Raw genomic sequence first — 26,167 nt, forward strand, 5'->3', positions numbered from 1 at the left:
GTAACGAATAGAAGGCGCAAACTGCTTCTTGTAAGCACCTTTGGAACTGGATACTATTTTTATAGAACAAGTTGTTCGTTATTAAATATAATGTATCTATTCCTGCATGGAAAAACAAGGAGAAAATCAATGAAGCACCTCACCGATTATTTTACGGATGAAGCAAAATTCCGGCTGGTCCGGATTGGTTTTTCCGGGATTGCGCTCGTCATGAGCCTGTTGGAATGGACTGTACTTCCCGGCGGACTGGATATGGCGTGGATAGCGATTTTTCTCTGCAGCGTGCCCATCGTTACGGGCGCCGCAAAGGCTCTCGTCACAAAGCACGATATCACGGCTGACGTCCTTGTTTCCCTCGCCCTCATCGGTTCACTCATAGCCAGAGAATTTTTTGCAGCCGGCGAAGTCGCTTTTATCATGGAAATCGGCTCTGCTCTGGAAGACTACACCTCCTCCAAGGCAAGGAAGGGCATTCAAGGGCTCATAAACCTCATGCCGAAGCTGGCCCGGGTCCGCCGTAACGGAGAAGAAAAGCGCATCCTCGTAGAAGACGTCCAAAAAGGCGATACGGTGATCGTGCTCGCCGGTGAAACCATACCGACCGACGGAAAGATTATCAAAGGAATTACCTCTCTCGACCAGTCCGCCATGACCGGCGAATCCCTTCCCGTGGATAAGACTGTCGGAGACGATGTGCTCAGCGGTTCCCTCAATAAAGAAAATGTATTTGAATACGTGGCCACGGCTGAAGCCGCCGATAGTGCCCTGCAGCGAATGATTGATCTTGCCGAAAAAGCGGATGAAAACAAGGCCCCTATCGTTTCCCTGGCTGACCGCTGGGCAGCGTGGCTTGTCATAGCGGCTTTTACCACGGCCATTCTGACTTTCCTGCTCAACTGGTTTATCCTGGGAAATACGTCGGGCGCTTTTCTTCGAGCCGTCACTGTCCTGATTGTAGTCTGTCCCTGCGCCTTTATCCTCGCAACGCCGACAGCCATCATCGCGGGCATCGGGAACGCTGCTAAGTACGGCATGATCATCAAGTCCGGTGAATCGCTGCAGCGGCTCAGTACCATTGATACAGTTGCTTTTGATAAAACGGGCACCCTCACTTACGGGAAGCTCAGCATTGAGAAAGTGCAGCCGTTTGATTCCATCTATTCGGAGAAAGACATTCTGACTCTTGCCGCCATTGCAGAAGCCCGCTCCGAGCACCCTATCGGGAAGGCTATCTGCGCGGCTGCGGATACGAACGGGCAAGCTTCCTCCTATACCATTTTTTCGGGCAAGGGCATCGCTGCTACTTATGAAGGAAAAAAACTTCTTGCGGGCAAAAAGGAATTTCTCGTGGAAAAAGGCATTTCCTTTAATACAGAATGGACGCGTGACGAAAAGGCCAGTGGTTCCACTATGGTCTATCTCGCCGTAGACGGAAAAGCCGTTGGATCCATCTCCCTTACGGATACAATCCGCGAAAGTGCTGCCCCGACCATAAAGAAACTGCAGGCCATGCAAATTGAACCCATTTTACTCACCGGAGATAATCCATCGGCCGCAATGAAAATTGCCGAGAACGTTCATATTGCCAATTACCGCAGCGGACTTCTTCCCGAAGATAAACAAAAAATAATCCGTGAATATCAGGGCGCAGGTCACAAAGTCTGCATGATCGGCGACGGCATCAACGACGCCGTCGCACTCCGTACCGCCGACTCCGCCATTGCCATGGGAGGCATCGGCTCGGACATTACCATTGAATCTTCTGACGTGGTGCTCGTGCAGGACGATATCAGCCGGATTCCCTATTTGCTCCATCTCTCCCAAAAGGTTCTCCAGAAGATCCAGGCTAATATCGTCCTGTCCCTCATCATTAATCTGATTGCCACGATTCTTGCCGCGACCGGCGTGCTGAATCCCATTGTGGGGGCGCTGGTGCATAATGTGGGGTCTGTGTTTGTAATAGTGAACTCTTTGAAGCTTTTATCGTTGAAGGAAGAATAGGCGCAAATAAAAGCACCTCAGATAATCTGGTGCTCGGCTGGCCTCGCACGCATCTTATCTGAGAGCTTTTTTAAGGGAAACTTTTTACGTCCAGCGCAGAAATATGGGCGCATCTACTGTGTCAGGCAGACTTAGGAACCACTCGATATACTATTTTTGTATTATCTCGGGTTCCTAAGTCTGCCTTCCTTGTATCTGCACCCATCTTCTGTGCTGTCCATAAAAAGAAAATAAAAAGAGGTGTGAGATTGGGGTATATGGCTTGTTTTATTTTTTGTTTTTGCCAAAGCAAATCCTTGGAGACTGCTTTCGGCCTTCTTTGAACACAGTGAAGAAGAAGGGGACGGGTGCTTCTATTTTTGTTCGTTCAATGCCAAATTGCTTTAGTAATTTGGCCTCCACGGGCAGATGTCGGGATGCGGAATGCAGGCGGAGGGCTTCTCCCCACTTGACAATGTTCTCTCTTTCCACTACACTGCAATTATAATTGTTGCTATTTCAACTAATTGGGGTGAAAGAGCCATGGAACTCGCTAGCGAATTACTTAGGAATATCGGGACACTCAGTCGTTCTGTTCAGTCCATGATGGACGTAAAATTTCGGTCGTACGGTCTGAAGCGCGGGTAGTTTGTCTTCCTCACGCGCATCTGCGAAGCGCCGGGTATCTGTCAGGCCGATCTGACGGACGCCTGCAATGTAGATAAGGGCACGACGGCCAAGGCGGTAAAAAAATTGGAAGACGCCGGGCTCATTTATAGGCATCGGGAAGACTCCGATAAAAGAATGTGGCACTTGTCCCCCACTGCAGAAGGCAGCAAACTTTATAAAGAACTCATTGAAGAAGAGAATCGGCAGATTGCAGCGGGCCTTCGAGGCTTCTCTCCGAAAGAAACGCGGGAACTACTGAAGCTTGTAAAGAAATTACAGGAAAATGTGCAGCTTGATTGGCTGGAAAATCACTGAAGGCACCTGCCTCTCCCTGGTGCTCGGCTGGCCTCGCACGCATTTCGAGGCAGAGCTCTTTATAAGGTAACTTTTTCTGTCCAGTGCAGAAATCTGGGCGCATCTACTGTGTCAGGCAAACTTAGGAACCACTCGATATACTATAACTTCTTTCATATTTTTATATTCGCTGCAAACCGCTCTGTGGTTTACTTCCACAGGCGGGCGGCTGGCTGAAAAGCTGAACGGATGATAATGGAGAACAAGCGGTGAAGAAATGATTAGCTATTTCTTCACCGCTTTCTGTCTTCTTCATGATAAAATGAGATTTAAAAGTACCACTCGAAAAATAGTTACGTCATGAATGGGAGACCAACATGCTTGAAACAAAACGTTTGCTCATGCGCCCGCTGGAAGAGAGCGATTTGGAAAATATCAAAAGAACCTTGCAGGATGAAGCCGCAATGTATGCCTACGAAGGTGCTTTTTCTGACGAGGAAGCAGCCGAGTGGTTGAAGCGCCAGATGAAGCGCCAGGACGACTATGGTCTGGGCCTGTGGGCTGTCATTCTGAAAGAAACGAACACTTTCATCGGGCAGTGCGGCCTGACGTACCAGCCCTGGAAAGGAAATAAAGTTCTTGAAGTAGGATACCTCTTCGAACGAGCTTACTGGCACCACGGATATGCCACGGAAGCGGCCCGGGCCTGGATGGACTATGCTTTTACGGAAATGAAGGCACCTGATGTATGTTCCATTATCCGTGATACAAATTTGGCTTCCCGAAACGTCGCTTTACGGAACGGTATGCACCTCGTCGATGAGGATATAAAAGTCTTTCGAGGCGTGACGATGCCCCATGTACGCTATATCAAGCGAAATAGTTTACTGAGCTGTGAATAAGAGCAAATCGTTTTTTCCTCTTGTGTTTCCGGAATCTGTTATAATTAGGGAAAATTACTCTGAACCTGTGGAGAGAACATCATGGAACCTGTTTATTATATGCCCGGCTGCGCTTTTGAACTTTATAAAAAGGAAACGTCTGAAAAGTTTCTGACTTATTTGAGGAAGCATTTTCCCAATATCCAGCGGTATGATACATGCTGCCGCCACCCATCGACACTTCCTGAAGACTCTCGTGTTATTTATGTCTGCTCCAGCTGCGCCATGCGGCTGCGGGACCAGGATGCGACACTGAAGCTTCAGTCCTTATGGAACGTGATTCATACGTTCGGAGACTATCCCCTGCCCGACTACCATGGCAGAAAAGTGAGCCTCCATGATTCCTGCACGGCCAAATCAACGCCCATTATCCATCAGGACGTCCGCCAGCTTCTCAAAGATCTGAACTTTGACCTCGTTGAGGTAAAGGCTCATGGAATGAATTCCCAGTGCTGCGGAGACAGCCTGTATCCCGACCATTCACCGGAGGAAGTGCTTGCGGCTATGAAAAACAGGGCCGCTTCCATGCCCTGTGAAGACGTCGTCGTGTACTGCATCTCCTGTATGAATGCCATCAAGCGCGGCGGCAGGAGGCCTCTTCTCTTGACGGATCTGGTGCTGGGAGAAGAGACGGTGCCGCCAAGTGAGAATATAGATGAGTGGTATGGGAAATTAGTTGAGTATATTGAAAAGCACTGAAAAGGCACTTGCCTCATGCTGGCGTTCGGCATGTCTCGCGCTCATCATGAGGCAGAGCTCTTTACAAGGAAGTTTTAGTTGTTCTCCGAAGAATCCATCAGAAACAAAATAAAAAGAAATGTAAAATTGGAGCATATATCACCAAATGGGGTGTATGCCCTGTTTATGTTTATTAAAAGAAGCTATCCTCCATCGCAAGCGATTCTCCTCCTTTCGACGCCGCATTGCGGCTTGAAAGAAGACTAACTATCATATGTCAAGTACAATGTCCTGTGAATCGGAGCTAGTATTTATCTGCTTTTGAAGCATTAATTGAGCAGATGTTTTGTATGTATTTCCTGTTGTCTGAAGTGCATAAATTAACCGTACCAACTTTTTGGCTGCATGAGAGATTGCTATGTAGTAATGCTTGCCTTCGTTTAGTTTCTTAGCTAAATATTCCCTGTAGGCTGGTTCGTACCGGCAGACGAATATCGCTGCGTTAAAGAGCGCAAATCGTAGATAACGTGACCCTCTTTTCTCCATGTGGGCGCTTCGACCTATCCCACTTCGGCGTCCTGATTGGTTCCTGGACGGTGCAAGCCCGGCATAAGCTAGAACTTTGTCAGGAGAAGAGAACTTGGAAAAATCCCCGACTTCCGCTAAAATTGCGGCTCCTGTGACGGCACCAATCCCAGGAATTGTAAGTAAAGGTTCCGGATGCTCGCTCAGCAGCTCCTTTTCCTCAGCCTCGATTTTGCGAATTTCTTCATCATAGTCCTCAAGAATCCGGATGTTCGCCCGCAATTCATGTTCATTGCCCAGATTGTTGTGTTTACCGATAGATTTTTTTGCTTCGTCACGAATTTGTTCAGCCAAATCCTCATTTAAGCTGCCTCTGGATGCCTTGTGAATAATGTTTTTCAAGTGTTTCAAATTGGCGTTTGCCAGCTCCTCGGGAGTAGGATATTCCATGAATATAGCGTGAGCAGTGGCAGAATTCAGGTTCATATATTTTCCTAGTTCAGGGAAGTTGAGGACCACAAGCCGATCCACGTCTTGTTTAATCTTTGTTCTTGCCTGAACCATTCTGAACCGAGATCTGGTAAGTGACATGAGACGTTCATTGTGGTATTCTTTAGGAACGTAGGGTTTGAGATCCAAATCGGACATGAACATACAGGCTATAAAATGAGCATCAATGCGATCGGTTTTAGTTTTGCGAAGGCTATGACTCTTTTTGTATTGATCTGTCATCATGGGATTGAAGACATAAGTTGGTAGCCCGTTATTCAGCAGGAATCTGGTGATATTCTCGCTGTAAGGTCCGGTGGCTTCAAGCCCTACTTTTATGTTTTCTGCCGGCTGTTTGTAAGAGCATATCTGCTTCAGCAGAAAGTCAAAGCCTTCCCAGTCATTGGTAACGGTGAACTGCTTGTACCTGGATTTATGCTCTGGGTCAAGGATGCAGCAGTCATGTTTGTCTTTGGACACATCAATTCCAACATAGATCATAATATAGACCTCCTAAAAAATATGATGCTGAAACCACAGACTCTCTGCCATGTATCCTTGTTCTATATAAACCGTCAGGCGGTATCTAACTAATTAACATCGCTGCAAAGAGCTGTGGTTGGAGTCTTCTTCAAACCGTTAATCGGTAGGTCCTAAAACCAATCCACAGCATCTTTTACAGTGTAGCACTTTCCCCCAAAAAGAGGGTTAAAGTCCCAATACATATGATACAAGGTCCGGACGTAGCCAATGCTTCGCATTGCCAACTATATAAATTAAAAGAGGTAACAAAATTCTACAGCATCTCTTTTCACTTTCTCTAGAGCAAACCGACGGAGGAGGTTTGCTTCTTTGGGATCTTCTTTCAAGCCGCTCCGCTCGTCGCGGCTTCGAAAGAGGGGGGCCCGCCTTACGGGGGAAGATAGCTTCTTTTGCTTTTACTTATTCTTTGCAAACCGCTCCGCGGTTTGCCTCCTCCAGTAAGCGCCCCGCCACTTGCAACCTGCGTAACAAAAAGAATCGGACCCCTCACGAGGTCCGATTCTTTTCGTTATTTATTAATCAACTGAGACACAAGTTTTTCCAGTCTGGCAATTTGCTTATTCTGAGCTTCGATTTTTGCATCCTGACTTGCCACCAACGTCTGGAGATTCGTGATGGTCTTTTGCAGATTGCCTCTCGTTACCGGAGATTCCTTCCCCAGCTTGAAGCTGGCGCCGATACCGATCATGTTCTCCCCGTTTCCGAAGCTCCCGCTGACGTTCACCATGCTCTTTTCGTCGGGACGATAGAATGCGCCGACTGCCATGGCATTGGCACTGCGGTAGTTACCGAAGGCCGCGGAGAAGCTCCACTTATCATCGGGATCAAAGTCGAGAGGATGCAGGTTGGCCAGTGCGGCAGCGCCGGCACCTACGCGGTCAATCTTCGTATCAAGACGGCTGATGCGGTTACTCATGCCCTGCTGCACATCCCACAGCTGACCGCCGTTAACAGCGTCCTTAGAGCCCTGGGAGATATCGCCGTCCTGCACATTCGTGATCTTCGTATTGTTCATATCAATGCCGCCATTATAAACCGTCGGCCCGTTATTGATGGTCACGCTGTTGACTTCGATATCCTTACTCAAGGCGACTTTCACGTCGCTGCCGCTCACAGTCGTTGCAATATTCGTGCCGTCGCCCTTAATGCCGAGGCTGCTTCCGCTGCCAAGGCTCGTCGTATTGCCGTCGTCGGCCTTCAGCTTTGTTTCAATGACCGCGGCATTGCCGCTCGTCGTACCGTCCGTTCCGCTCGACGCGGTACCTTCTTTGTAGGTCACTTCGTCGGAACCGGAATTCTCAAAGTTCGTGCTGATGGTCCAGGAACCGTCGTCGCCCTGGGAGAGTTTAATGCCGTCGCCGGCAATGAGGTTCGTTGATCCGCCGGCCGTACCGGCAACCAGTTTCAACTGAGCCACGTTAACCGCATCCGTATCATTCACGCCGGCGGCCACATTCGTAATGCGCCGCGTAGCCGTGCCATTCGCACCGATGGACACAGCCGCCAGGGTCGGTCTCCAGACAGACGTTGTACTCGTGGCATTCGTTCCCGTTGCCGGATCGTAGCCGGACATATCGAGGCCTGATTCCGAGTCATTCAGGATAGAACCGGCACCGAGAGCCACACCGCCGTCAGCCTGGACATTGGTGTTATACCCAAGAAGCGTTGCCTGAGAAGCCGTGAGACTCGTTTCGCTTTCGGCAGAACCGAGGATGACAGAATTTTGGACGTTCGACAAATTCCGATTGTCTCCGAAGAGCTGGATTCCTTTTGAGAATTCTACCGTATCAGCGGCGCCGATGACACTCACATTGTCCACTTTCGTGGCCGTAACATTAAAACCATCTATCATATTGTATTCACTCGGATCATCGCTGGTACCTTTAATCGTATTATTGACGCCGATAATCTGCGAATGTTTTGCATAATCGGCCGTGTTCCCGCCACCGAAAGCAAGAATGCCTCCACCTGCACCACTCGCCTTAACAGTGTTCGTCAATTTATCCTGCAGTTCATCCACTGTATCGGCGCCATAATTACCGCTAAAGCTGATATTGCCATAAGCATTGGTAATTTTATTGCCTGCCCCATAGATAAGAGTCCCGTTAGCATTTTCTGCTGTATTGGCAATGCCCACGATTGTATTGGCAATACCGCTGTAACCGCCATAACCTTTGGAACGGTTCTGGTTAAGGGAGCCTACGAGGACAGATCCCATATTTTGTGAACCATACAATAAGCTATTCAGCCCGCCACCGCCGGTAAAATTACCTGTATTGATAGAATAAGCGCCGACGATGGTCGCCATCATGCCTTTATTGTATGAGTTCGTGCCAATGGTCGTCATGTCGATAATATTAGCGGATGTATTTTCAACCGTAGTTCCGGCCATAGTTTTGCCCTGCATAGTATGACTTCCGATTTCGACGGACCCCGTACGGGCATAGGAATTCGTTCCAATTGCAATGCCGCCCGGAAGACGGTTCAGCGCATCGTCAACATTCTTTAGATTATCCTTTCCATTCCAGGATTCTTTATTAAAGCTGAATTCATATTCCTGCTGCCCGGTACCGCTCAGGACATAAGCACCTTTCCCTATAGCAATACCTGTAAATGCGTACATATTAGGCTGCACTTGTGCATTGTCACCAATTGCAATGGACGATTTTCCGGTGGAAACTGAGCCCCGTCCGACAGCGACCGAGCCTTCATTGCTGGCTCTCGAACCGCTGCCCAGCGAAAGACTGCCGCCGCCTTTAGCCTGGGCATTTTTGCCCACAGCCGTATCCGTTGCATTAGAACTTACTGACCCGGATCCCTGGGCCACACCATTACCGATTCCCGTTGCTGTATCGGCAGCAAAAACTGTAAACGTCTGCCCTGCAAACAGCATGGCGAGAATCATTACGGCAAGTGTCCGTTGTTTTCTATTCATCTCTTTTTTCATCGTAATAGCTCCTCTCGTGTCGTAAAAACATTCCCCATTGAAACAAAAATAGGATCCCGTGAGGGGGTCCTATTCTTTGCTTCGAGCAGTCACTTTCTCCGGAACTGCCATCCTACTGCCTCTTCGCTTCCCCAGTACCTCTTTTCGGTTTTCTCCAAGCAACCGGAAACAGGCATCATTTCTATCCCTTCATAGAAGGCTCTCTCCACAGAGCCATAAAGAATCACAGTAATATAAGTGATTCCATAGTCCCTATACTACAGACGCGACATTCTGCTCTTCCCACGTTTCGCTCCCTGCTAATCCACAAAAATTCATATCTGAACGGTGCGGCAAGAGCTGCCTTTTTCTCCCCCTTCGATAAATATTTTTTCTCCAGGTAACACTGACAAGAAACACGCAGGTGATGCGGAGAAAATCTCCCATTTTCTTCACGCAAACTAAAAAGCCGTATGATGGTCTTACTTAGGAAGGTTCCTGTTAAGCCATTCATACAGCTCTAAATCCATTATAGAACAACCGTCTTTCCCCAGGACTTCTACTTCGATGCTTACTTCATTCGGATATTCCTTCACGAACGGTCCTCTCCACAGAACCATGAAGGAACAGTAACCACCTACGTATTTCGTTGTCACATGATACTTTGTTGATAGTCGTTTGTATTCTTTTTTTTTAACGATTATCGACTAGCATGGTATATCATATTTTATTATTAAAGTAAATAGAAATTGCGATTATTTTTTAGATAATTTCAGCTTTTTTATTCCATTAGCTGATGTTGTACAACAGAGGGCAAAAACAGTGGCATTCTGACGCCAGGAGAAGGACACTTGCTTTGTGTTTAATCAGGGTGGTCCCTATTTGGTCTTGTGAAAAAAAGAGGACTGCATACAGTTTCCTTTATTGCTTCAAAGCGCTTTTGGCATTTAGCATTTGGCGTTTGGCCTGTTGTGCGCAAAGTGGTTAGTGGTAAGCGGCTAGTGGATAGTACCGCAGTGCGAGCAGTTTCTTTAGCGGATTTTCAATGTAGATAGCTAGGGGCAGTTAATTTTTTAATTCACTGCAAACCGCTTGTCGATTTGCTTAACCACTGGCGACCGGCGGCTTTCTGCCTTAAATAAAAAACATTTCTATCCTCCATCGCAAGCGATTCTCCTCCTTTCGACGCCGCATAGCGGCGTGAAAGAAGATTTTGACGTAGCCAATGCTTTGCATTGCCTGAATGAATAAAAAGAGCTTCAGAAATTAACCATAGCAATGCTATATTTTTGCTATAACGTAATGATACAAATGGTTTAAAAGATAAATATTAAGGGCCATCACCCTCAGCCCTCTTATTCGCAAAAAACACGCGAATAAGAGGGCTGAGGGTGGAGGGCTGGTGCTTCTATTTTTTGTTTTCTCCAGCGGCGATTGACGACCAGCGTTTCTCTTCTTGTCCCTTTCTTTACAATTTTTTACCATTGTTCCTCCTCTCCTCGCACAAAATTGACGAATGATATTTTTTTGATTATGATTTTAAGATAGTATTTGTAAATATCTAACCAAAAAAGATTTTAAAAGCACATTCAGCATAAATGCAAAAACTGCTTTTATCATTCAAAACGAAATTGCTTCAGCAATTTCGTTTCCTACAGGGCGACCGGCGGCTTTTTTGGCTTTATCGTCTCATAGCGATATGGGGCGCTTTTTTATTGTAAGGAGAAGTGACCATGTTCAGCATAAAAAAATTATTGCCCTTATTCGTCATCGGAACCCTTCTCATCTCCGGATGCGGCAGCAAGTCCTCATCTGACACCTCATCTTCACTGGCCCCTGTAAAAGAACAAAAAACCATTGTCGCAGCGACGGGAGGCACGAAAATAGGGATTGCCTACTTCGACAAAAACAATGAACTCACAGGCTATGAAGTGGAAGTCCTCAAAGAAGCCGCGAAGAGAGCCGGCTACAAGATTCAGTTCCAAACGGCCAAATCTGCTGATATTCTCGACGGCATCAGCGCCGGCCGCTATCAGATAAACTTTGATACTCTCTCGAAAACGCCGGCACAGGAGGAAAAATACACGTTTACCAAAGTCCCCCACTACTACGAACCGGCTGCCTTCGCCTTTCCCAAAGGGTTCCTGAAGAAACATCCTGTCAAGAAAATTGACGATCTTGGCAATCTGAGAACCTGCCTGACCTCGGGCAAAGAAAACAGCTGGCAGCGATTCGTAGAGGCCTTCCGCAAAAAGTTTCCTGAAAAAGCCATCCAGGTCACCTATACCAAAGAAGGATGGGCCGACTTCTACCGCAGGCTCAATGCAGGGGATGGCATCGATGTCCTGAAGACAAAAGAGTCGCGGATCCATTTGCTGGAACAGGAATACGGCTATCACTTCGACTTTGTCGTCCTTCCCCAGTCGGAAATGGATAAAGTCGGCAAGCTGACCAATCCGAATGCGTATTTTATGTTCCCCAAAACGGAAGAAGGCGCCAAAATGGCGGCAGACTTTGACAAGGCTATTAATGCAATGCAGAAAGACGGAACCTTGAGCAAACTGTCCATCAAAGTTCTGGGCAGTGATTATTCCAGCAAGGCCAATTACGAAAAATCCCATCAAGTGAAGAAATAAAAAGCGCTTTTGGCATATGGCATTTAGCCTGATGTGCGGCAAAGTGGTTAGTGGTAAGTGGCTAGGGGTTAGTACAATCGTGCAGGCAGATACATTGGCGGATTCTTGATGAAGATAGCAGCGAGCAGTTAGTTGGCTTTCGGCAGAGGGAGAAATAAAAAAGCGCTTTTGGCTTTCAGCTTATGGCATTTAGCCTCGTCTGCAACAGTGTGGTGAGACTTTTTGATTCAAATAAAAAAATAAAACCTAAAATTTAGCAGATAACCTAAATTTCAGGTTTTATTTTTATAAGTTCGTAGAAAAATACCCTGGCAATTTTTCTTTCCTATGCGATTTCCTCTATGCCCTCAGGCCCCCGATTTCCTTACAAATGTCGCGGTAGCGATTCCCAAAGGCGCTGCCTTTTTCCCAGATAAACTTGAAATCATGCACCGCAAAAAAATCATCTATCCGAATCCGCTGCAATTTTCCCTGGCTGATAGGGTCGGCCGCAGCTGTCTCATACAAAAACGAAATCCCTGCATCCTCTTCCAGTAATCTGGGAAGGGTGTGCATCCCTTTCACTTCAGTAATATTGGAAAAATCAGAAAGCTTACATCCCATGAGTGCCAGATGATTTTCGAAGACGCGGCGCGTTCCGTTTCCCGGTTCCCGTACAATCAGTCTTTCCTTAAAAAGATCAGACAAAAACTGCGGTTTTTTGGCAAACTGATGCGCCGTCGAGCAGACAGGAACAAAAGATACGGTCCGATACATCACGGAGTCGTACTTCGTGGGATCGAAGTATCCTTCCACCAGGGCAAACTGGATTTTTCCCTCTTCAATTTCCTGTGCCAGTTCCTCCGTGTCAGCTACGTGCATTGTGATGGAAATATCAGGATGCTCGCGGATAAAGCGGGCAAGGGACGGTGTGATGGCATATTCCCCGATGGTCTCTGTCACTCCGAATTCGACCTTGATTTTGAGCGGACTATCCTGCATCTTGAGCCGTAATTCTGCCTCATTGTTCATCATGAGAGTTCCCGCCTTGCGAAGCAATTCCCCCTTAGGAGTCAAGCGGAGTTTTTTACTCTTGTAGCTGAATAATTTTACTTTGTAGTAGTCTTCCAGATAGTGGATTTGCTGAGAGACGGCAGGCTGCGTGATATTCAGTTTGCGGGCCGCCGCCGTGAAATTCATAGTGATACAGACCGTTAAAAAAGTCTGCATCCGTGAATCAATCATATTTTCTCCTCCTGTCTCTTTGGAAATTTTAACCTGGGCCTCCTTTTCCCCATTTCAGATTTTTCCACCCAAAACCGCTTCCCAATTGGTGCCTTGTAAAAACTATTCAGAATATTACAAGACTTGCGGAATTATTCTAGCATAGTTCTCTGTTACTTTTTAGTAATTATATGTATAATTAATTTATTTTTAATTATTAAGTCGTATTTTGATTAAAATATTACACTTCTGTAATAAGGTAAAGCAATAAAAAAATAAGGCCTCATAATTGTAAATTTTATTACATATTATAAGGGCTTTATGTAAGATTTTTCATTATGTGGGAGAAAGGCAGCTAACACGTCGTCGACGCCTGGCTGGAGAGCCAATGTGGAAATAATAAAGCAGCGGTGAAAAAATAAAAAAAGGCGCCTTTGGCTTATGGCATTTACCCTGGTGTGCGGCAAAGTAGTAAGGCTTTTGATTCAAATAAAAAAATAAAACCTGAAATTTAGCAGATAACCTGAATTTCAGGTTTTATTTTTATAAGTTCGTAGAAAAATACCCTGGCAATTTTTCTTCCATGGGCGGCCAGCGGCCTACATAAAAGAGGCTGTGACATCATGCACACGCATGGTTTCACAGCCTCTTAAATTAAAAAGTCCTAACATGTTTGTTCCGGTCATTTCCTGCCATACGCTGGCAGCTTTTTTCTGACCTATTTCTTTTTCATCAATTGACTTCCTATCCTTTAGCCCGCAAGTTCGGTACAGAGAGCGCGGTACTGATCTCCATATTTACTGCCTTTTTCCCAGATAAACCTGAAATCATGCACCACGGAAAAATCACTCAGCCGAATCCGCTGTAATTTTCCATTACTAATCAGGTCATCTGCAGCTGCTTCGAACAAGAAGGAAATTCCTGCATCCTCTTCCAAAAGCCGAAGAATGGTATGCATTCCACTCACTTCAACGACGCTGTGAAAATCAGAAATCTTACATCCCATCAGTGCCAAATGGTTTTCCAGGAAGCGGCGCATTCCGCTTCCCGGTTCCCTCACAAGCAGTCTTTCTCCAAAAAGATCAGCCATGAGCCTTGGTCCTTTCCCTTTCTGAAACTGATGGTTCACTGAGCAAACAGGAATAAAGGGTACCGTCCGATACATCATAGAATCATATTCCGTAGGGTCAAAGTATCCTTCTGCCAGCGCAAATTGGATTTTACCTCCCTTGATTTCCTGTGCCAGTTCCTCTGAATTGGCAACGTGCATTTTAATGGAAGCATCAGGATGATTGCGGATAAACCGTGCAAGGGGAGATGCAATCACATATTCCCCGATAGTTTTCGTCACTCCAAATTCAATTCTTACTTTCCCCGGATATTCCTGCATTTGACGCCGTAGTTCTGCATCGTCATTCAGCATGGCAGTTGCAGCTTTGCGAAGCAATTCTCCTTTAGGGGTTATATAGACTTTTTTCCCCTTGTAAGTAAATAGCTTAACTTTGTAGTAGTGTTCCAGAATACGCATGTGTTGGGATACGGCAGGCTGCGTGATATTCAGCTTGCGGGCGGCTGCCGTATAATTCATTGTCTCACAGACCGTCAGAAACGTCCTAATCCGTGGATCAATCATATTGCGTCCTCTCCTCTCAAACTAGGGATTTTTAATTCCGGCCCCCTTTCCCTTATTTAAGATTTCCCCGATAGAACCACTATCATTCAAAATTACGTAACGCTTTACTATTTTTTTAGAATCTTTTCAATATTATTCTATCATAATTTTACATTGCTTTACTTAAATTATAATAAAAATGTATATATTTAGCAAGTTTTTATCAATAGAATTGTATTTTTGACTAATATTTTACATTTTTCAATAAGCTGGATACTCAGAAATGCCCCGCACCTTCATCCCGGCTCCTGAAATTTCCTGAACCTCAAATTCAGAGTTATCCTCAGCCCCGGAAAAAGATACGGGGTCATATCTGTATTTATTTGTCTCTATTCGTCCGGTTGGCAGTCACAGTCAGAGATCCCACTTGGCGCCCAGGCGGAAGCTGACGCCTTCCTGCTTGCCGCACCAGCCCGTCAGTGCGAAGTCCATCGTCATGTTCGAATCCTTCGATGGTTTCGCTTCGTACCCCAGCTCCAGCATTCCGCTCGAACCCTTCAGGCTCGGGCTCGGCGTTCCGTAGCCGTGGTAATACGCGTTTGCCTCGTTGTCGAATTCATACTGGTACGCCAACCCGACATAATACTTGCTGTTCGCGTTTGCTTCCCGCGTGTAGCGCGCCCCTGTGCGGATCTTGCTGCTTGTAACGGCGTCGAAATGGTAATTTTCGCCCGTCGTCATGTCCGCGTTAAAGCCTTTCTGGTGGCTGTACAAGTACCGCAAATACGCATCCAGCGTGCTCTTATTATCCAGTGCAATCTGCTTGCCCACGCCTACGTGGAATGCGTAGTACGGCGTGCTGTAATCGTAATGTTCGTACGTCCTGCCGATACCCGTAATCTCCAGATCGTGCGACTTATAGTCTGCCGTTACGCGGCCCGCGCGCACGCTGCCTTCGTAGTACAGACCGCCTTTCTGCTTCTGCTGTACGAACACACCGCCGCCCGTGTAGTGAGCATTCCCCTCCGCGTGCTTCCCGTCCATCACGTAGGAATCGTAGTCAGCGTTCCCATATTCGAAGAACGGCCCCACCAGAAGTTCCCGGTGCTCGCTCGTAAAACGCTTCGCCAGCCCGGCGTTCACGCCCCAGCCGTCCGCATCGATGTGTGAACCTGTATTGTAACGCAGGTTATCCCGCTTGAACGTCACGTATGGCACCAACTCACTCTTCCCCTTCAGGGCCCGCTGCCGTTCGTCCTCCAGTACGGCGTCACGCGCTGCGCTCATGCCGCCGTCAATCAGCAGGTCCGCGCCGCTCGAGACCATGGCCGACGTCAGAAGCGCCGTCTCCGTAAATGACTTTGTCTGTTCCTTGACGGTACTCTCGGAGTGCTGCCCAGTTACGCCCGTCACCATGATATTAATATGGTCGCCGTCCGCATTGTTGCTTACCACGTCGTAGGCAATCGTGTAGTCCATCGAGACACCGTTCGCCAGCGTGGCAAACTCTGTGTTTCCCACCGTGAGAACACCGGAGGAAGTATCGATTTTGCCGTCCACCAGGGTCAGCACGTCTCCGACATTCAGTTCCACGGCGCCGTCGGCATAGGCGTTCACTGTCGTGCCGGCGGCCGGAACAACCAGGCCGTTACCCGATAACGTCAGAAGCGTGTCCCCTGCAGTAGTTCCCGCCGGCATATAGAAGTTGATTGATTCGAAATTATGCAGGGACTTTGCCCGCATATCCTTGCCATGCACATTCAATTTATTGCCCGTCACAAGGTCTCCCGTAGTGGGGGAAGGTAAATCAGAAGGGTAAGGCGGGGTGACCACATCGGTAATCGTGGCACCGCCGTAAATGTCAGCCGCGGAATAACTCGTGCGAAGATTGATGGTGCCATTCGTCGCACTGCCGCTGCCCGTCGTGACAATGCCGGCAGCAACGAGCTCACAGGTATCGTTTGTGTTTCCTGACAGTTCCAGCACCGAATCGGACACATCACCCGTATAGCTCCATCCACCGACAATGCGTTCGCCGGCAGTACCGGCCACGGTCACCCTGGTCCCCGTAATGGATCCGGCATCGGAAAGTGCACCGTATACCCTGTTTGCAGAGCCGGTTTCCGTCACCGTCACACTGTTACCGTCGGCAGTCCCGTCCCCGGAATCTACCGACCCGCCGTAAGCAGTGTTCTGGACCGCGCCGCTCACCGTCAGCTGGTTCCCATCGGCCTGCCCGGTACGGATTCGGCCACCAACTGCATATCCGACGTGAGCCGTATCCGTAATGACGGCTGTATTGTTGCTGGCGCTTCCGTCTGCGCTGTCGCTTTGGCCGCTGTAGCCGCCGTAAACAGTGTTCGTGACCGTACCGCTTACGGTCACCCGATTCCCATCAGCCCGGCCGGACGTGCTCAAAGCGCCGAATGCATTTCGATCAATCTGGGCGCTGGCCTGCACGACCAAGGTGTTGTTTTCAGCCGCGCCGCCGCCATTCATACCCCCGTAAGCACTTGCCGTCACGTGTCCGCCTACAGTCAGCGCATTGTCTCTGGCATCGCCTGTCGGACTCGAAGGATTGATACCACCGCCATACGCCGCGCGGACAGTTGCGCCGCTCTCCACTAAAGCCGTGTTGTGAGTGACATCCGCAACCTGGCTGAACCCGCCGAGGAACGAGCTTTCACAGACACCGCCGGTTTTGATAGTAGCACTGTTATATTCCGCCTTACCGGAGATGCTCATGCCGCCATAGGAGGCATAATTGTTGTCAGGGCCTGCCAATGCGGTATGGCCAGTCCCCTCGATGACAAGCGCGTTATGGCTCGCATTGCCGCCGCCATCGTTGACAAAGCCGCCGGTAACTCTCTCCCTCACGGAACCGGCTACGGTCACCGCATTGTATTCCGCGCTGCCGCTGCCGTGGTAGACATTGCCGCCGAAAATTTTGCCCCCGACACTAATGTTGCTCCCCACATTAACCGTATTATAAGAGGCATCACCGCTGCTGCCGCTGCTTTTGTAGATAAATCCGCCGCCCACTGAGCCGTTTACGAGATTCGAGCCGGAGCCGGATTCAATTGATACCTTGTTGGAGTTGGTACCGCCGGTTCCGGTGGCTTCAACGTACCCGCCGTACACATTTCCTGAAGTGCCGCCACGGATGGTCACTGTGTTTGAATCCGCACTTCCATTACCGGCACCCCCAACAAAAGCTCCATAGTAGTTGCCGCCGGCTGCACCTTCCATAATGACGGTATTGTTAACAGCACTGCCGACAGCATTAGAGGTGATATAGCCTCCCATCACATTAGAAGAATTGGAAAAGTTCACATTGTTCATCACACGGATAAGGGAGCCCGTAACAGTCCCCGTTCCGGAAACAGCCCGGCCGCCCATGGCACTCGACTGCATCTGCATCGCGGTTGATCCGCCGTCCCCGATTTGGACATGGTCGCCGGGGCTGCCGGCGGCATCCCAATTCTGTGAATCATGCTGGTACACGTATAGCGGCGTGGTTCCGTCCGCTTCCGTAGTCGTGTCGTAACCTGATGTCTGCGGTAAGGCAAAAGCCGGACAGCTGCCATAGAATGCTACAACACCGGCACATAGAAGACCGGTCAAGACTTTCTTTGTCAACAGCGTGCCTGTCCTTTTCTGTTTCATTTTTTTCTCCCCTTTGCTCAATTGTTACTGCGAACCGGAGTAGCTTTGAGTTCCAGTTCAAATTTCCCCTTTTCAGCTCAACTACCACTTTCTCAGTTAAACTATCTTGCTTCCAGTTCACTCCTTTCCAAGTGTCTCTATTTTGTGAAAACAATTAATATTTCTCAAAATCTTCCCGGTTCATTCTATCATGACTTCATTATTTTTTATTAATTCCTAATAAAAATCCATATATTTTACATATCTTTATCAATAGAATTATATTTTTGATTGTTTTTTTACATTTCATTGATAAGCCAAATATTCAGCATTCAATGCTTTATAATCGTCATAAAAAACATAAATTATAACTTTTTTTGAGGCCAAAAATTTGTGGTGTGATTATCCCTTAAGCAATATTGCGGCCAGTATCGATGTATAATATTTCGAAAAATAATAAAGCAGCGGCAAAGAAATAATTGGTTACTTCTTCACAGCTGCTTTGGTTTGTTACATTTTAACTTCCACTGCGAGGCAATTAATAGGCCTTCGGTGGTCTGAAAAACTTAGATCAGTATGGCTGTGCAGATGGTCTCTGCTTGGTCATTTCAGTTAGGCTGTTTTTGACGATTTCACCTGGTCCCTGACAATCAAAGAACAAAACCTTATGGATGCAAATTTTATTACGAATATATAAGGCTTATAAGGGTGATATTTTTCGCTATGTACTGTGGTGCTTCGCGCAAAAAGAAAGCTATGACGCTTTGGACGCCAGAAGCGGCCGGTCTTCGGCAGAGAGAAAGAATAAAAGAAAATTAAAAGGGAGCTTTTGGCGTTTGGCATATGGCATTTAGCCTGGTGTGCGGCAAAGTGATGACGTCGTAAAACTTTGAAGATAGCTTCTTTTCTCCTTTTTCCATCCTTCTCGTGCTACAATGGAACCGATAAAATCTCGCACAAGGAAAGGGGATTTCATAACCATGGCTAATCTTGACAGTGCTGTCAGTTTTAAAATAGGCGAATCTTTTCCGCTCGCGCTGCACGAGGGGGATACGGTCATGCTGGAGCTCATGGACGGAACGTTCTCGCTCGTCGCTTACCAGACGGCGCCGACACAGGAAGAAGTCGCCGCCATTAGCCGCGGAGGTATGGAGCTGAGTCTTACGCTTCTGCCCGTCGATCCGCATCTTTTTCTGGACGCGGAACTTGACTCGGGGGAAACGCTGCAGTGCGCTTTCTATATCAAGTCCTGTTCCCCGGAAATGCAGGAGCTCATTATGTCCCAGGGTGCGCCCCAGACTCTCCGAATCTTTCTCGTCGATACACCGTCCAATAAACTTATGGCAATGCGGACGATTCTTTTTGATGAAGACTTTTCCGAGTCTTTTTACATGGCGCTCAAAGGGCAGACGCTCTCCTCTTACGAGCCGGTGCACGCGGAAGGTGCGATCATGGATACGGAAATGAAGTATACGCCGGCAGATGGCTATGAATACGTGGAATCTCATCTCGACGTGGCGCCGCTCGACGACACGGAAACAGCGCAGCCGGATGAGGAAGAACCGGCTGAAGAAGATACTGACGAAGAGGCTCCTACAGAAGAAGAGCCCAGCGAAGAAAGTCTCTTGGAAGAAGCTGCCGCAGAAAATGCGGCAGAAACTCCTGTTGAAACAAATCCCGACTTTGCAGAAGATATGGACGCCGCCATCAAGGATGTCCTCTCCCGTTACCCTGCGCCGAAGCTCAGCGGGTATTTCTGCTATTACTGCGGCACGCCTCTGATTGAGGGTGCGAACTTTTGCTATAAGTGCGGGAAGAGGCAGCCAAAGGTGTAAGGCACTTGGTTAAGACGCTAAAAGAAGCTATTTTCCACCATGGATGATGAAAAATAGCTTCTTTTTGTTTGAGTGGGTGCATGCGTATGAAATAAAAAGATTAAAAGATATAAGGGGCATCATCCCCCGCAAGCGGGCCCCCTTCTTCAATGTCGCGCAGCGACGTCGAAGAAGGTCTCTTTAATTTACAGCCGCTGTTTTTATTTTCATTAGAGCAAACCGACGCAGGAGGTTTGCTGCGTTGAGACCTTCTTTCAAGCCGCTCTGCGGCTTCGAAAGAAGGAGAATCGCTTGCGATGGATGATAGCTTCTTTTATCTTTTTCCATTTGCTTTTTTTAATTATGTTTCAGACGTGGTCAGATGCAAGGAAGGCGGGTGTGGGGCCTGGAAGATGTACACAAATAGTACCTCGACAGGTCACGCACCCGCCTGACACAGCAGATGGCCGCAAATGAGGCATAGGCTAAAAAGCTTCTTTAATGTGAACTGGGGCTTGAGACGACGAGACTTGTCGAGGAGCGAAAGCCCCCAGGCGACTCCGATGCCCCAACGTGATACGGGCTCTTATGCGAAAAAACGACCCCATTGCTTTTCCCAAGCAATGGGGTCGTCGCATTTCATCAAATCAGCGCAATTTGTGCGCTGACTTTCCATCAGAACGTCCACTTCACCAGCGCTCTCACGCTGGCACCTTCCTCTTTACCTATCCAACCGCGTAACGACAGGTCATAAATCATATTCTTTCCGCCTTTGCCTTCCCAGCCGAGTTCCATCATGCCGCTGCTGCCCTGGACGGACGGGCTCGGTGTATCTCCGCCGCCAAAGTGAGCAGTGCTTTCGTTATCGAATTCGTACTGGTAAGCGGCCCCCACGTACCAGGATCCGAGATCCTTTTCATCGTGGATGTAGCGCGTGCCGATGCGAATCTTACTGCTGTCGACATCGTCGAATTCGTAGTTTTCGCCCGTAGCCAGTTTCGCGTCGAAGCTGTCTTGATGAGCGTAGAGATAACGGAGGTAGGTATCGAGACGGACGTTGTCACCGTAGTTATGAACCTTACCGAAGCCCAGATGGAATCCGTAATACGGCGTACGATAATCGTAGTCTTCATGAACTCTTGTAGTGCCAATCAAGAGGTCATTGGAATTGTAGTCGGCGCTGACGCGGCCGCCGCGGACACTGCCATCGATATACCAGCCGCTGTTGAAGTTCTTCTGTGCGAAGATACCGCCGCCGATGTAGTGGGCATTACCGTTAGCATGGATACCGCCGTCAATATAACTGTCATAATCGCCGTTGCCGTATTCCACGAACGGCCCAACGAGGAACGAACCCGACTTGTCTTCATACCGTCTCGCAATGCCGAGAACAGTGTTCCAGCCGTCGCTCTCGACGTGGGAACCGGTATTGTAGCGCATATTCTTGTAGGCTGCGGCCACAAACGGTGTCCACGTCCAGTCGGAATTGAGTTTCACTGCCTTTGCAGCATTCCAGAGGGCGCTGTCCACAAGGAAGTCACCGCCGCTGGCAACGAGAGCTGCCGTGTAAGTCGGCGTCTCCACAAGGGATTTCGTCTGCTCGTTTAATGTCGTGTCTTCCGATTCCGGAACAATCAATTTAATATAGTCACCGGAATCATTTTCGGTGCGGGTCTCAATAGCCGCCGTAGACGTTGTGGAAACGCCCTGATATACGGTGCCGGAAACGGCTGTGGATAAGGTGCCCGTCGTATCGATGGCACCGGAAAGCAGCGTAATTTCTTCGCCCGGGTTCAGTACGACGGAACCGTTTACATAAGCCGTTGCTGTAAGGCCCGTAGACGGAATGGTCGTCGTTCCCGACACAGTGAGCATCGTGTCGCCGTTCGAAGTTCCCGCGGGAACATAGAAGTTGATACTATCAAAATTCTGGATGGAGTCAGCCGTACTGTTCAGGCCTGTCACATTCAGCGTGTTGCCGGTCACGACATCGCCGGATCCGGTCGTATAGCCGCCAAAGAGGTCGCCTACATCTACGGTTCCGTCGAGGGTCACCGTGTTGTCTGTGGCATCACCGGATACCGTATAACCGCCGTAAATGTCATCCGTGGTAGAAGCGCTGATCGTGACTGTGTTGTCAGAGGCATCACCTGTTCCCGAATAACCGCCATACACATCATTCAGTGTGGAATCTGTGACTGTAACCGTATTATCCGTGGCGTCACCCGAATCTCTTACATAACCTCCATAAACCATTCCATATTCACTCGCCACAGTCGAAGAAGTGAGTTCGACGGTATTCCCCGAAGCATTCCCGGACATTGCAGCGCCGCCATACACCATTACTGCAGTCGTATTCGTGGCAATCAGCGTGTTATTCGTGGCATTTCCATCAACCGCCCAACCGCCACCATATTCTCCGGAATCAGAGAAAGTACTGACAACATTGTCGAGGATAACCGTGTTTTCCGCAGCATCCCCATTGCTGTATGATTCACCGCCTATAACTCCTGTCATGTCAGTAGAGGAAACTGACACTGTATTTCCTGTTGCGTTTCCAGAATACGTATAACCGCCAATGGCAAATCCATCATACCCATCCATCGTTGCAGAATCGCTAATAGTGACCGTGTTACCCGAAACGTCACCGGAACTTGACACATAACCGCCATAGACGTTAGCTGATTCCGATTCGCTGATGCTTACCGTGTTATTCTCTGCATTCCCAGTAACAGCACGGCCTCCATAAACATAAACAGCGTCAGAGTTACTGCTGAGGCTGACGACATTGTCTGAAGCATCACCTGATGACGCCGTGTAGCCGCCGTAAATGCCTTCCGATACGGAGGAGGATGTCAGCGTTACCGTGTTACCCGTGGCATCCCCTTCTGTTTTGACGTATCCGCCATAGGCATTTGCCGATACAGTAGACGATGTCAGAGTTACGCTGTTATCTGATGCGTCACCTGTTCTCGACCAACCGCCATAGACACTTTCACCAATGCTGGAATCGTTGATAACTACACTGTTACTTGTGGCGTCCCCAGTCCCCGATACGTAGCCACCATAGACGCTGCCGTCTACCGTGGAACTATCCACCACGGAAACCGTATTGTCAGATGCATTCCCGCTGTCCCCCCAACCGATTGCCCAAGCGCCATAGACGTCTTCTGTTGCATTGGAATTCGTAAGGGTGACACTGTTTTCTAAAGCATCGCCATTATTACCGCCAAAGCCGCCGACCACTAACATGGTCAAGGTGGAATTTGTGGCGGTTACATTGTTTCCTGTTGCGGTCCCTTGTACCACTTTATAACCGCCGTAAACAGGGATATTCACCGTGGAATCGGTGATGATGACAGTATTATTTTCAGCACTTCCGTACATAGCTCTCCCACCATAGACACCCGAATCAATATTAGAGGCTCTGCGGGCAGAAATAGTGGAATTATTTATAATAATACTGTTATTTGCTGCGACTCCCTCAACCGTATAACCGCCAATGATGTTGTAATTTCCTGACACATTGGAATTTGTAAGACTAATACTGTTATTCGTCGCGTTGCCGACACCAGAACCGTTCGTGACGGATTCGTATACATAGCCGCAGATTACTCTGCCGAACAGGGTGGAATTCGTAGCGGTAATACTGTTTCCTATCGCGCTGCCGCCTACAATCGAATCCGCATAGCTGCCAAACATGTTGCCTCTAGTGGTAACGTTGTCCAGGGTGATAGAACTATTCAGGACATTAGGATAATCGGTAGTCGAAGGCTCAATAGCAATGGAAGTCCACATTCCATCCGTAGCATAAATTGTTGTATTCGAATAAGACAATTGGTCGCCCGAATAACCTATGACTGTGGTTGCGTAGCCTGTCGAAGCACAAAGAGGAATTGTCCCCATACAAATCACACCCACCAAAATCGCCTTTTGGGCTGCATGACTCACCCAACGTTTCATAAAGCCTCCCTTCAACTCCAGAAAAACCTGCACAGATCGGCGTTCACGTCGCTTCGGCAGCATCTTCTTTGCGCCGGACGTGGGTGCCCACTCCTCTTCATTTGCCGTTAATCTATGCTTAGATTTGTATTTTATTCCCCGTAAATTTTTTCTTGTATTTATTATAACACTCATTATTAATTTATAGTATGAAAATAATGATAATTTATATTGAAAAGTATTTCACGGAATATTAGATTAACGATAAGAAGAATAGATGGCGAGAAAAAAAGCTATCCTCCGCCACTTCGTGGCCCCTCCTCCTTCCTACGGACGGAGGTGGCAGAGGAATTCCAAACCTTACGGTTTGGCTTAACTTGAGCGACGTCGAAGAAGGTCTCTTTAATTTACAGCCGCTGTTTTTATTTTCATTAGAGCAAACCGACACAGGATGTTTGCTGCGTTGGATCCTTCTTCCAAGCCGCCCCACTCATGGCGGCTTCGGAAGGAGAACCGCAGTCAGCGCTGATGATAGGAAGGGCTGACGAGTGCGGTGGAGGGATAGCTTCTTTTATCTTTTTCCATTTGCTTTTTTGGTTCTTCACGGAAATTTGTGGACTAGAAGACATTTGACTATTGAAAAAGGACATTAACTCCTCCAAAATATAAGCGACGAAACCATACCTTGGGAGGAGAAAATGTCCTTTACTAATTACACTATTCAAAATAATGCAGAATGTCAAGATGTCTTTTACAATGTCTTCATGCCGGAAGACCCTTTTGATGACAGCCAGGAGATTGTTATTTGCAGTGAAAAGAAATATACCGACTTCCGTTGTCCTAAATGTGGTCAGAAAATGTATTCTTACGAGCCATTTTCTACCTACTTGAAAAGTTTTCCTGCGTATCCTGAGCATACCAGGATGATCCGCTTTGAAGGGCATCGCTTCCGTTGCTCCTGCTGCCATGCAACCATCACTGAGCCTATTCCCTTTAAATATCCCGGGACTCGCATTACCATGAGGGCTTCCCTTTGGATTGAGACGCTGCTTCGTAATGGAATCCCTGCCAATGCAATTGCCAAGATGTCAGGAATTCACTGGAGCACGATTCGCTATGTCCACAAACAGCTCATGGATGAATCTCTCGATAAATATGAAATGGAATTGGAGCTGACCTCTTACAAGCCCCGTTTTCTGGCCATCGATGAGTTTGCTATCCATAAGGGACACACTTATGCCACTTGCGTCATGGATTTAGCGACAGGTTATATTCTCTGGGTCGGCAGAGGTCGGGCGATAGCTGACTTCGAGCATTTCTTCAAGGAATATGATCAGACAAAGCTGACAGAGGTCAAGGCAGTCGCCATGGATATGAACGCTTCCTACAACAAGCTGGTACAAGAACATCTGCCGCAAGCTAAGGTCGTGTATGATCGTTACCACATGCAGGCTCAATTCGGGAAGGAAGTATTAGGTGTAGTAAGACTTGATGAGGCCAGAATGCATAGGGATAAAGCCAGAAACATGCAAGAAGCATTAAAAGACGCAAGCAATGAAGACAAGCCGGCTTTGAAAGAGCAGATATTCAATGAAAAGAAGAGCTACCACAAATTGAAGAAAGTCCGCTGGCCGTTACTCACCAATGAAGATAGGCTGAATCCTAAGAACAAAGAAGCGTTGCAGGCCATCTTTGCAGAGCACGAGGATCTGGCAATATGTTATTCCATGAAGGAAGAGATGGTAGCCCTCTATGAATTAAGGGACTATGACAAGGCTCTTGCAGGATGGAAGCGCTGGTTTAAAGCTGCACTAGGCAGCGGGATTCCGGCCCTGGTTAGGTTTGCTAAGATTAAGCTGCCAAGGATAGACGGTCTGGTGAACCATGCCCTGTACCCGATAAACACAGGGAAGCTTGAGGGTTTCAACAACAAGATTAAAGTGGCCAAAAGAAGAGCGTACGGATACAGAGATGATGAGTACTTTTTCACGTTAATTCGCTACCTCTCAATTCCGACCGTAAGAGGTATACTCCCGAAAAAAACGTGAAGAACCGCTTTTTTTAACTATGTTTCAGACGTGGTCAGATGCAAGGAAGGCGGGTGTGGGGCCTGTAAGATGTACACAAATAGTACCTCGACAGGTCACGCACCCGCCTGACACAGCAGATGGCCGCGAATGAGGCATAGGCTAAAAAAAGCTTCTTTAATGTGAACTGGAGGCTTGAGACGACGAGACTTGTCGAGGAGCGAAAGTCCCCAGGCGACGCCG

15 protein-coding genes are annotated in these 26,167 nt (G+C 48.0%); 7 read left to right on the top strand and 8 right to left on the bottom strand.

Going from position 1 to position 26,167, the window contains the following annotated elements; all coding sequences use genetic code 11:
- Positions 1–129 precede the first annotated feature (129 nt).
- From LKE33_11550 to LKE33_11565, 4 genes are all read left to right on the top strand, one after another.
- The gene (locus tag LKE33_11550) at positions 130–2,001 is read left to right on the top strand and encodes a cation-translocating P-type ATPase (GenBank protein ID MCH3951552.1); all 1,872 of its coding nucleotides are present in this window, start codon (positions 130–132) and stop codon (positions 1,999–2,001) included.
- A gap of 678 nt (positions 2,002–2,679) precedes the next feature.
- Positions 2,680–2,964 carry a MarR family transcriptional regulator gene (locus LKE33_11555; protein MCH3951553.1) on the top strand — a complete coding sequence of 95 codons (285 nt, stop codon included), beginning with the start codon at positions 2,680–2,682 and terminating at the stop codon, positions 2,962–2,964.
- 356 nt (positions 2,965–3,320) lie between these two features.
- Positions 3,321–3,845, top strand: coding sequence for a GNAT family N-acetyltransferase (locus tag LKE33_11560; GenBank protein MCH3951554.1), 525 nt, complete (start codon positions 3,321–3,323; stop codon positions 3,843–3,845).
- Positions 3,846–3,926: 81 nt separating this feature from the next.
- Positions 3,927–4,583, top strand: coding sequence for a hypothetical protein (locus LKE33_11565; GenBank protein MCH3951555.1), 657 nt, complete (start codon positions 3,927–3,929; stop codon positions 4,581–4,583).
- 249 nt (positions 4,584–4,832) lie between these two features.
- On the opposite strand, the gene LKE33_11570 is transcribed toward LKE33_11565, so the two are convergent.
- The 3 genes from LKE33_11570 to LKE33_11580 form a co-directional block, all read right to left on the bottom strand.
- The gene (locus tag LKE33_11570; GenBank protein MCH3951556.1) at positions 4,833–6,077 is read right to left on the bottom strand and encodes an IS110 family transposase; all 1,245 of its coding nucleotides are present in this window, start codon (positions 6,075–6,077) and stop codon (positions 4,833–4,835) included.
- 550 nt (positions 6,078–6,627) lie between these two features.
- Positions 6,628–9,066 carry a YadA-like family protein gene (locus LKE33_11575; protein MCH3951557.1) on the bottom strand — a complete coding sequence of 813 codons (2,439 nt, stop codon included), beginning with the start codon at positions 9,064–9,066 and terminating at the stop codon, positions 6,628–6,630.
- Between the two features lie 461 nt (positions 9,067–9,527).
- Complete coding sequence (locus tag LKE33_11580) at positions 9,528–9,665, bottom strand: hypothetical protein (protein MCH3951558.1); 138 nt, start codon at positions 9,663–9,665, stop codon at positions 9,528–9,530.
- A gap of 1,113 nt (positions 9,666–10,778) precedes the next feature.
- On the opposite strand from LKE33_11580, the gene LKE33_11585 reads away from it, so the two are divergent.
- Complete coding sequence (locus tag LKE33_11585; GenBank protein ID MCH3951559.1) at positions 10,779–11,681, top strand: transporter substrate-binding domain-containing protein; 903 nt, start codon at positions 10,779–10,781, stop codon at positions 11,679–11,681.
- A 339-nt stretch (positions 11,682–12,020) separates the two neighbouring features.
- On the opposite strand, the gene LKE33_11590 is transcribed toward LKE33_11585, so the two are convergent.
- The 3 genes from LKE33_11590 to LKE33_11600 form a co-directional block, all read right to left on the bottom strand.
- Entirely contained in the window at positions 12,021–12,905 is an 885-nt protein-coding gene (locus LKE33_11590; GenBank protein MCH3951560.1) for a LysR family transcriptional regulator, read from the bottom strand.
- Positions 12,906–13,635: 730 nt separating this feature from the next.
- Entirely contained in the window at positions 13,636–14,517 is an 882-nt protein-coding gene (locus LKE33_11595; GenBank protein MCH3951561.1) for a LysR family transcriptional regulator, read from the bottom strand.
- A gap of 393 nt (positions 14,518–14,910) precedes the next feature.
- Positions 14,911–18,162 (bottom strand): hypothetical protein, encoded by a 3,252-nt coding sequence (locus tag LKE33_11600; protein ID MCH3951562.1) that lies wholly within the window; start codon positions 18,160–18,162, stop codon positions 14,911–14,913.
- A 959-nt stretch (positions 18,163–19,121) separates the two neighbouring features.
- Here LKE33_11600 and LKE33_11605 point away from each other — a divergent pair.
- Positions 19,122–19,976 (top strand): zinc ribbon domain-containing protein, encoded by an 855-nt coding sequence (locus LKE33_11605; protein ID MCH3951563.1) that lies wholly within the window; start codon positions 19,122–19,124, stop codon positions 19,974–19,976.
- A gap of 654 nt (positions 19,977–20,630) precedes the next feature.
- On the opposite strand, the gene LKE33_11610 is transcribed toward LKE33_11605, so the two are convergent.
- Together LKE33_11610 and LKE33_11615 are read right to left on the bottom strand one after the other, a co-directional pair.
- Positions 20,631–23,918 carry an autotransporter domain-containing protein gene (locus LKE33_11610; protein ID MCH3951564.1) on the bottom strand — a complete coding sequence of 1,096 codons (3,288 nt, stop codon included), beginning with the start codon at positions 23,916–23,918 and terminating at the stop codon, positions 20,631–20,633.
- Between the two features lie 410 nt (positions 23,919–24,328).
- Entirely contained in the window at positions 24,329–24,547 is a 219-nt protein-coding gene (locus LKE33_11615) for a hypothetical protein (GenBank protein ID MCH3951565.1), read from the bottom strand.
- Positions 24,548–24,595: 48 nt separating this feature from the next.
- On the opposite strand from LKE33_11615, the gene LKE33_11620 reads away from it, so the two are divergent.
- Complete coding sequence (locus LKE33_11620) at positions 24,596–25,945, top strand: ISL3 family transposase (protein MCH3951566.1); 1,350 nt, start codon at positions 24,596–24,598, stop codon at positions 25,943–25,945.
- The last annotated feature ends 222 nt before the right edge of the window (positions 25,946–26,167 follow it).

It is taken from the genome of Acidaminococcus sp. (genome assembly GCA_022482815.1).
Classification (GTDB): Bacteria; Bacillota; Negativicutes; order Acidaminococcales; family Acidaminococcaceae; genus Acidaminococcus.

What these genes read in the sequence shown, in the direction of transcription:
- LKE33_11560 (MCH3951554.1), top strand. Translation starts at nt 3,321, where the DNA reads ATGCTTGAAACAAAACGTTTGCTCATGCGCCCGCTGGAAGAGAGCGAT.
- LKE33_11565 (MCH3951555.1), top strand. Translation starts at nt 3,927, where the DNA reads ATGGAACCTGTTTATTATATGCCCGGCTGCGCTTTTGAACTTTATAAA.
- LKE33_11605 (MCH3951563.1), top strand. Translation starts at nt 19,122, where the DNA reads ATGGCTAATCTTGACAGTGCTGTCAGTTTTAAAATAGGCGAATCTTTT.
- LKE33_11585 (MCH3951559.1), top strand. Translation starts at nt 10,779, where the DNA reads ATGTTCAGCATAAAAAAATTATTGCCCTTATTCGTCATCGGAACCCTT.
- LKE33_11570 (MCH3951556.1), bottom strand. Translation starts at nt 6,077, where the DNA reads ATGATCTATGTTGGAATTGATGTGTCCAAAGACAAACATGACTGCTGC.
- LKE33_11550 (MCH3951552.1), top strand. Translation starts at nt 130, where the DNA reads ATGAAGCACCTCACCGATTATTTTACGGATGAAGCAAAATTCCGGCTG.
- LKE33_11600 (MCH3951562.1), bottom strand. Translation starts at nt 18,162, where the DNA reads ATGAAACAGAAAAGGACAGGCACGCTGTTGACAAAGAAAGTCTTGACC.
- LKE33_11615 (MCH3951565.1), bottom strand. Translation starts at nt 24,547, where the DNA reads ATGTCCTTTTTCAATAGTCAAATGTCTTCTAGTCCACAAATTTCCGTG.
- LKE33_11620 (MCH3951566.1), top strand. Translation starts at nt 24,596, where the DNA reads ATGTCCTTTACTAATTACACTATTCAAAATAATGCAGAATGTCAAGAT.
- LKE33_11580 (MCH3951558.1), bottom strand. Translation starts at nt 9,665, where the DNA reads ATGGTTCTGTGGAGAGGACCGTTCGTGAAGGAATATCCGAATGAAGTA.
- LKE33_11610 (MCH3951564.1), bottom strand. Translation starts at nt 23,918, where the DNA reads ATGAAACGTTGGGTGAGTCATGCAGCCCAAAAGGCGATTTTGGTGGGT.
- LKE33_11595 (MCH3951561.1), bottom strand. Translation starts at nt 14,517, where the DNA reads ATGATTGATCCACGGATTAGGACGTTTCTGACGGTCTGTGAGACAATG.
- LKE33_11575 (MCH3951557.1), bottom strand. Translation starts at nt 9,066, where the DNA reads ATGAAAAAAGAGATGAATAGAAAACAACGGACACTTGCCGTAATGATT.
- LKE33_11590 (MCH3951560.1), bottom strand. Translation starts at nt 12,905, where the DNA reads ATGATTGATTCACGGATGCAGACTTTTTTAACGGTCTGTATCACTATG.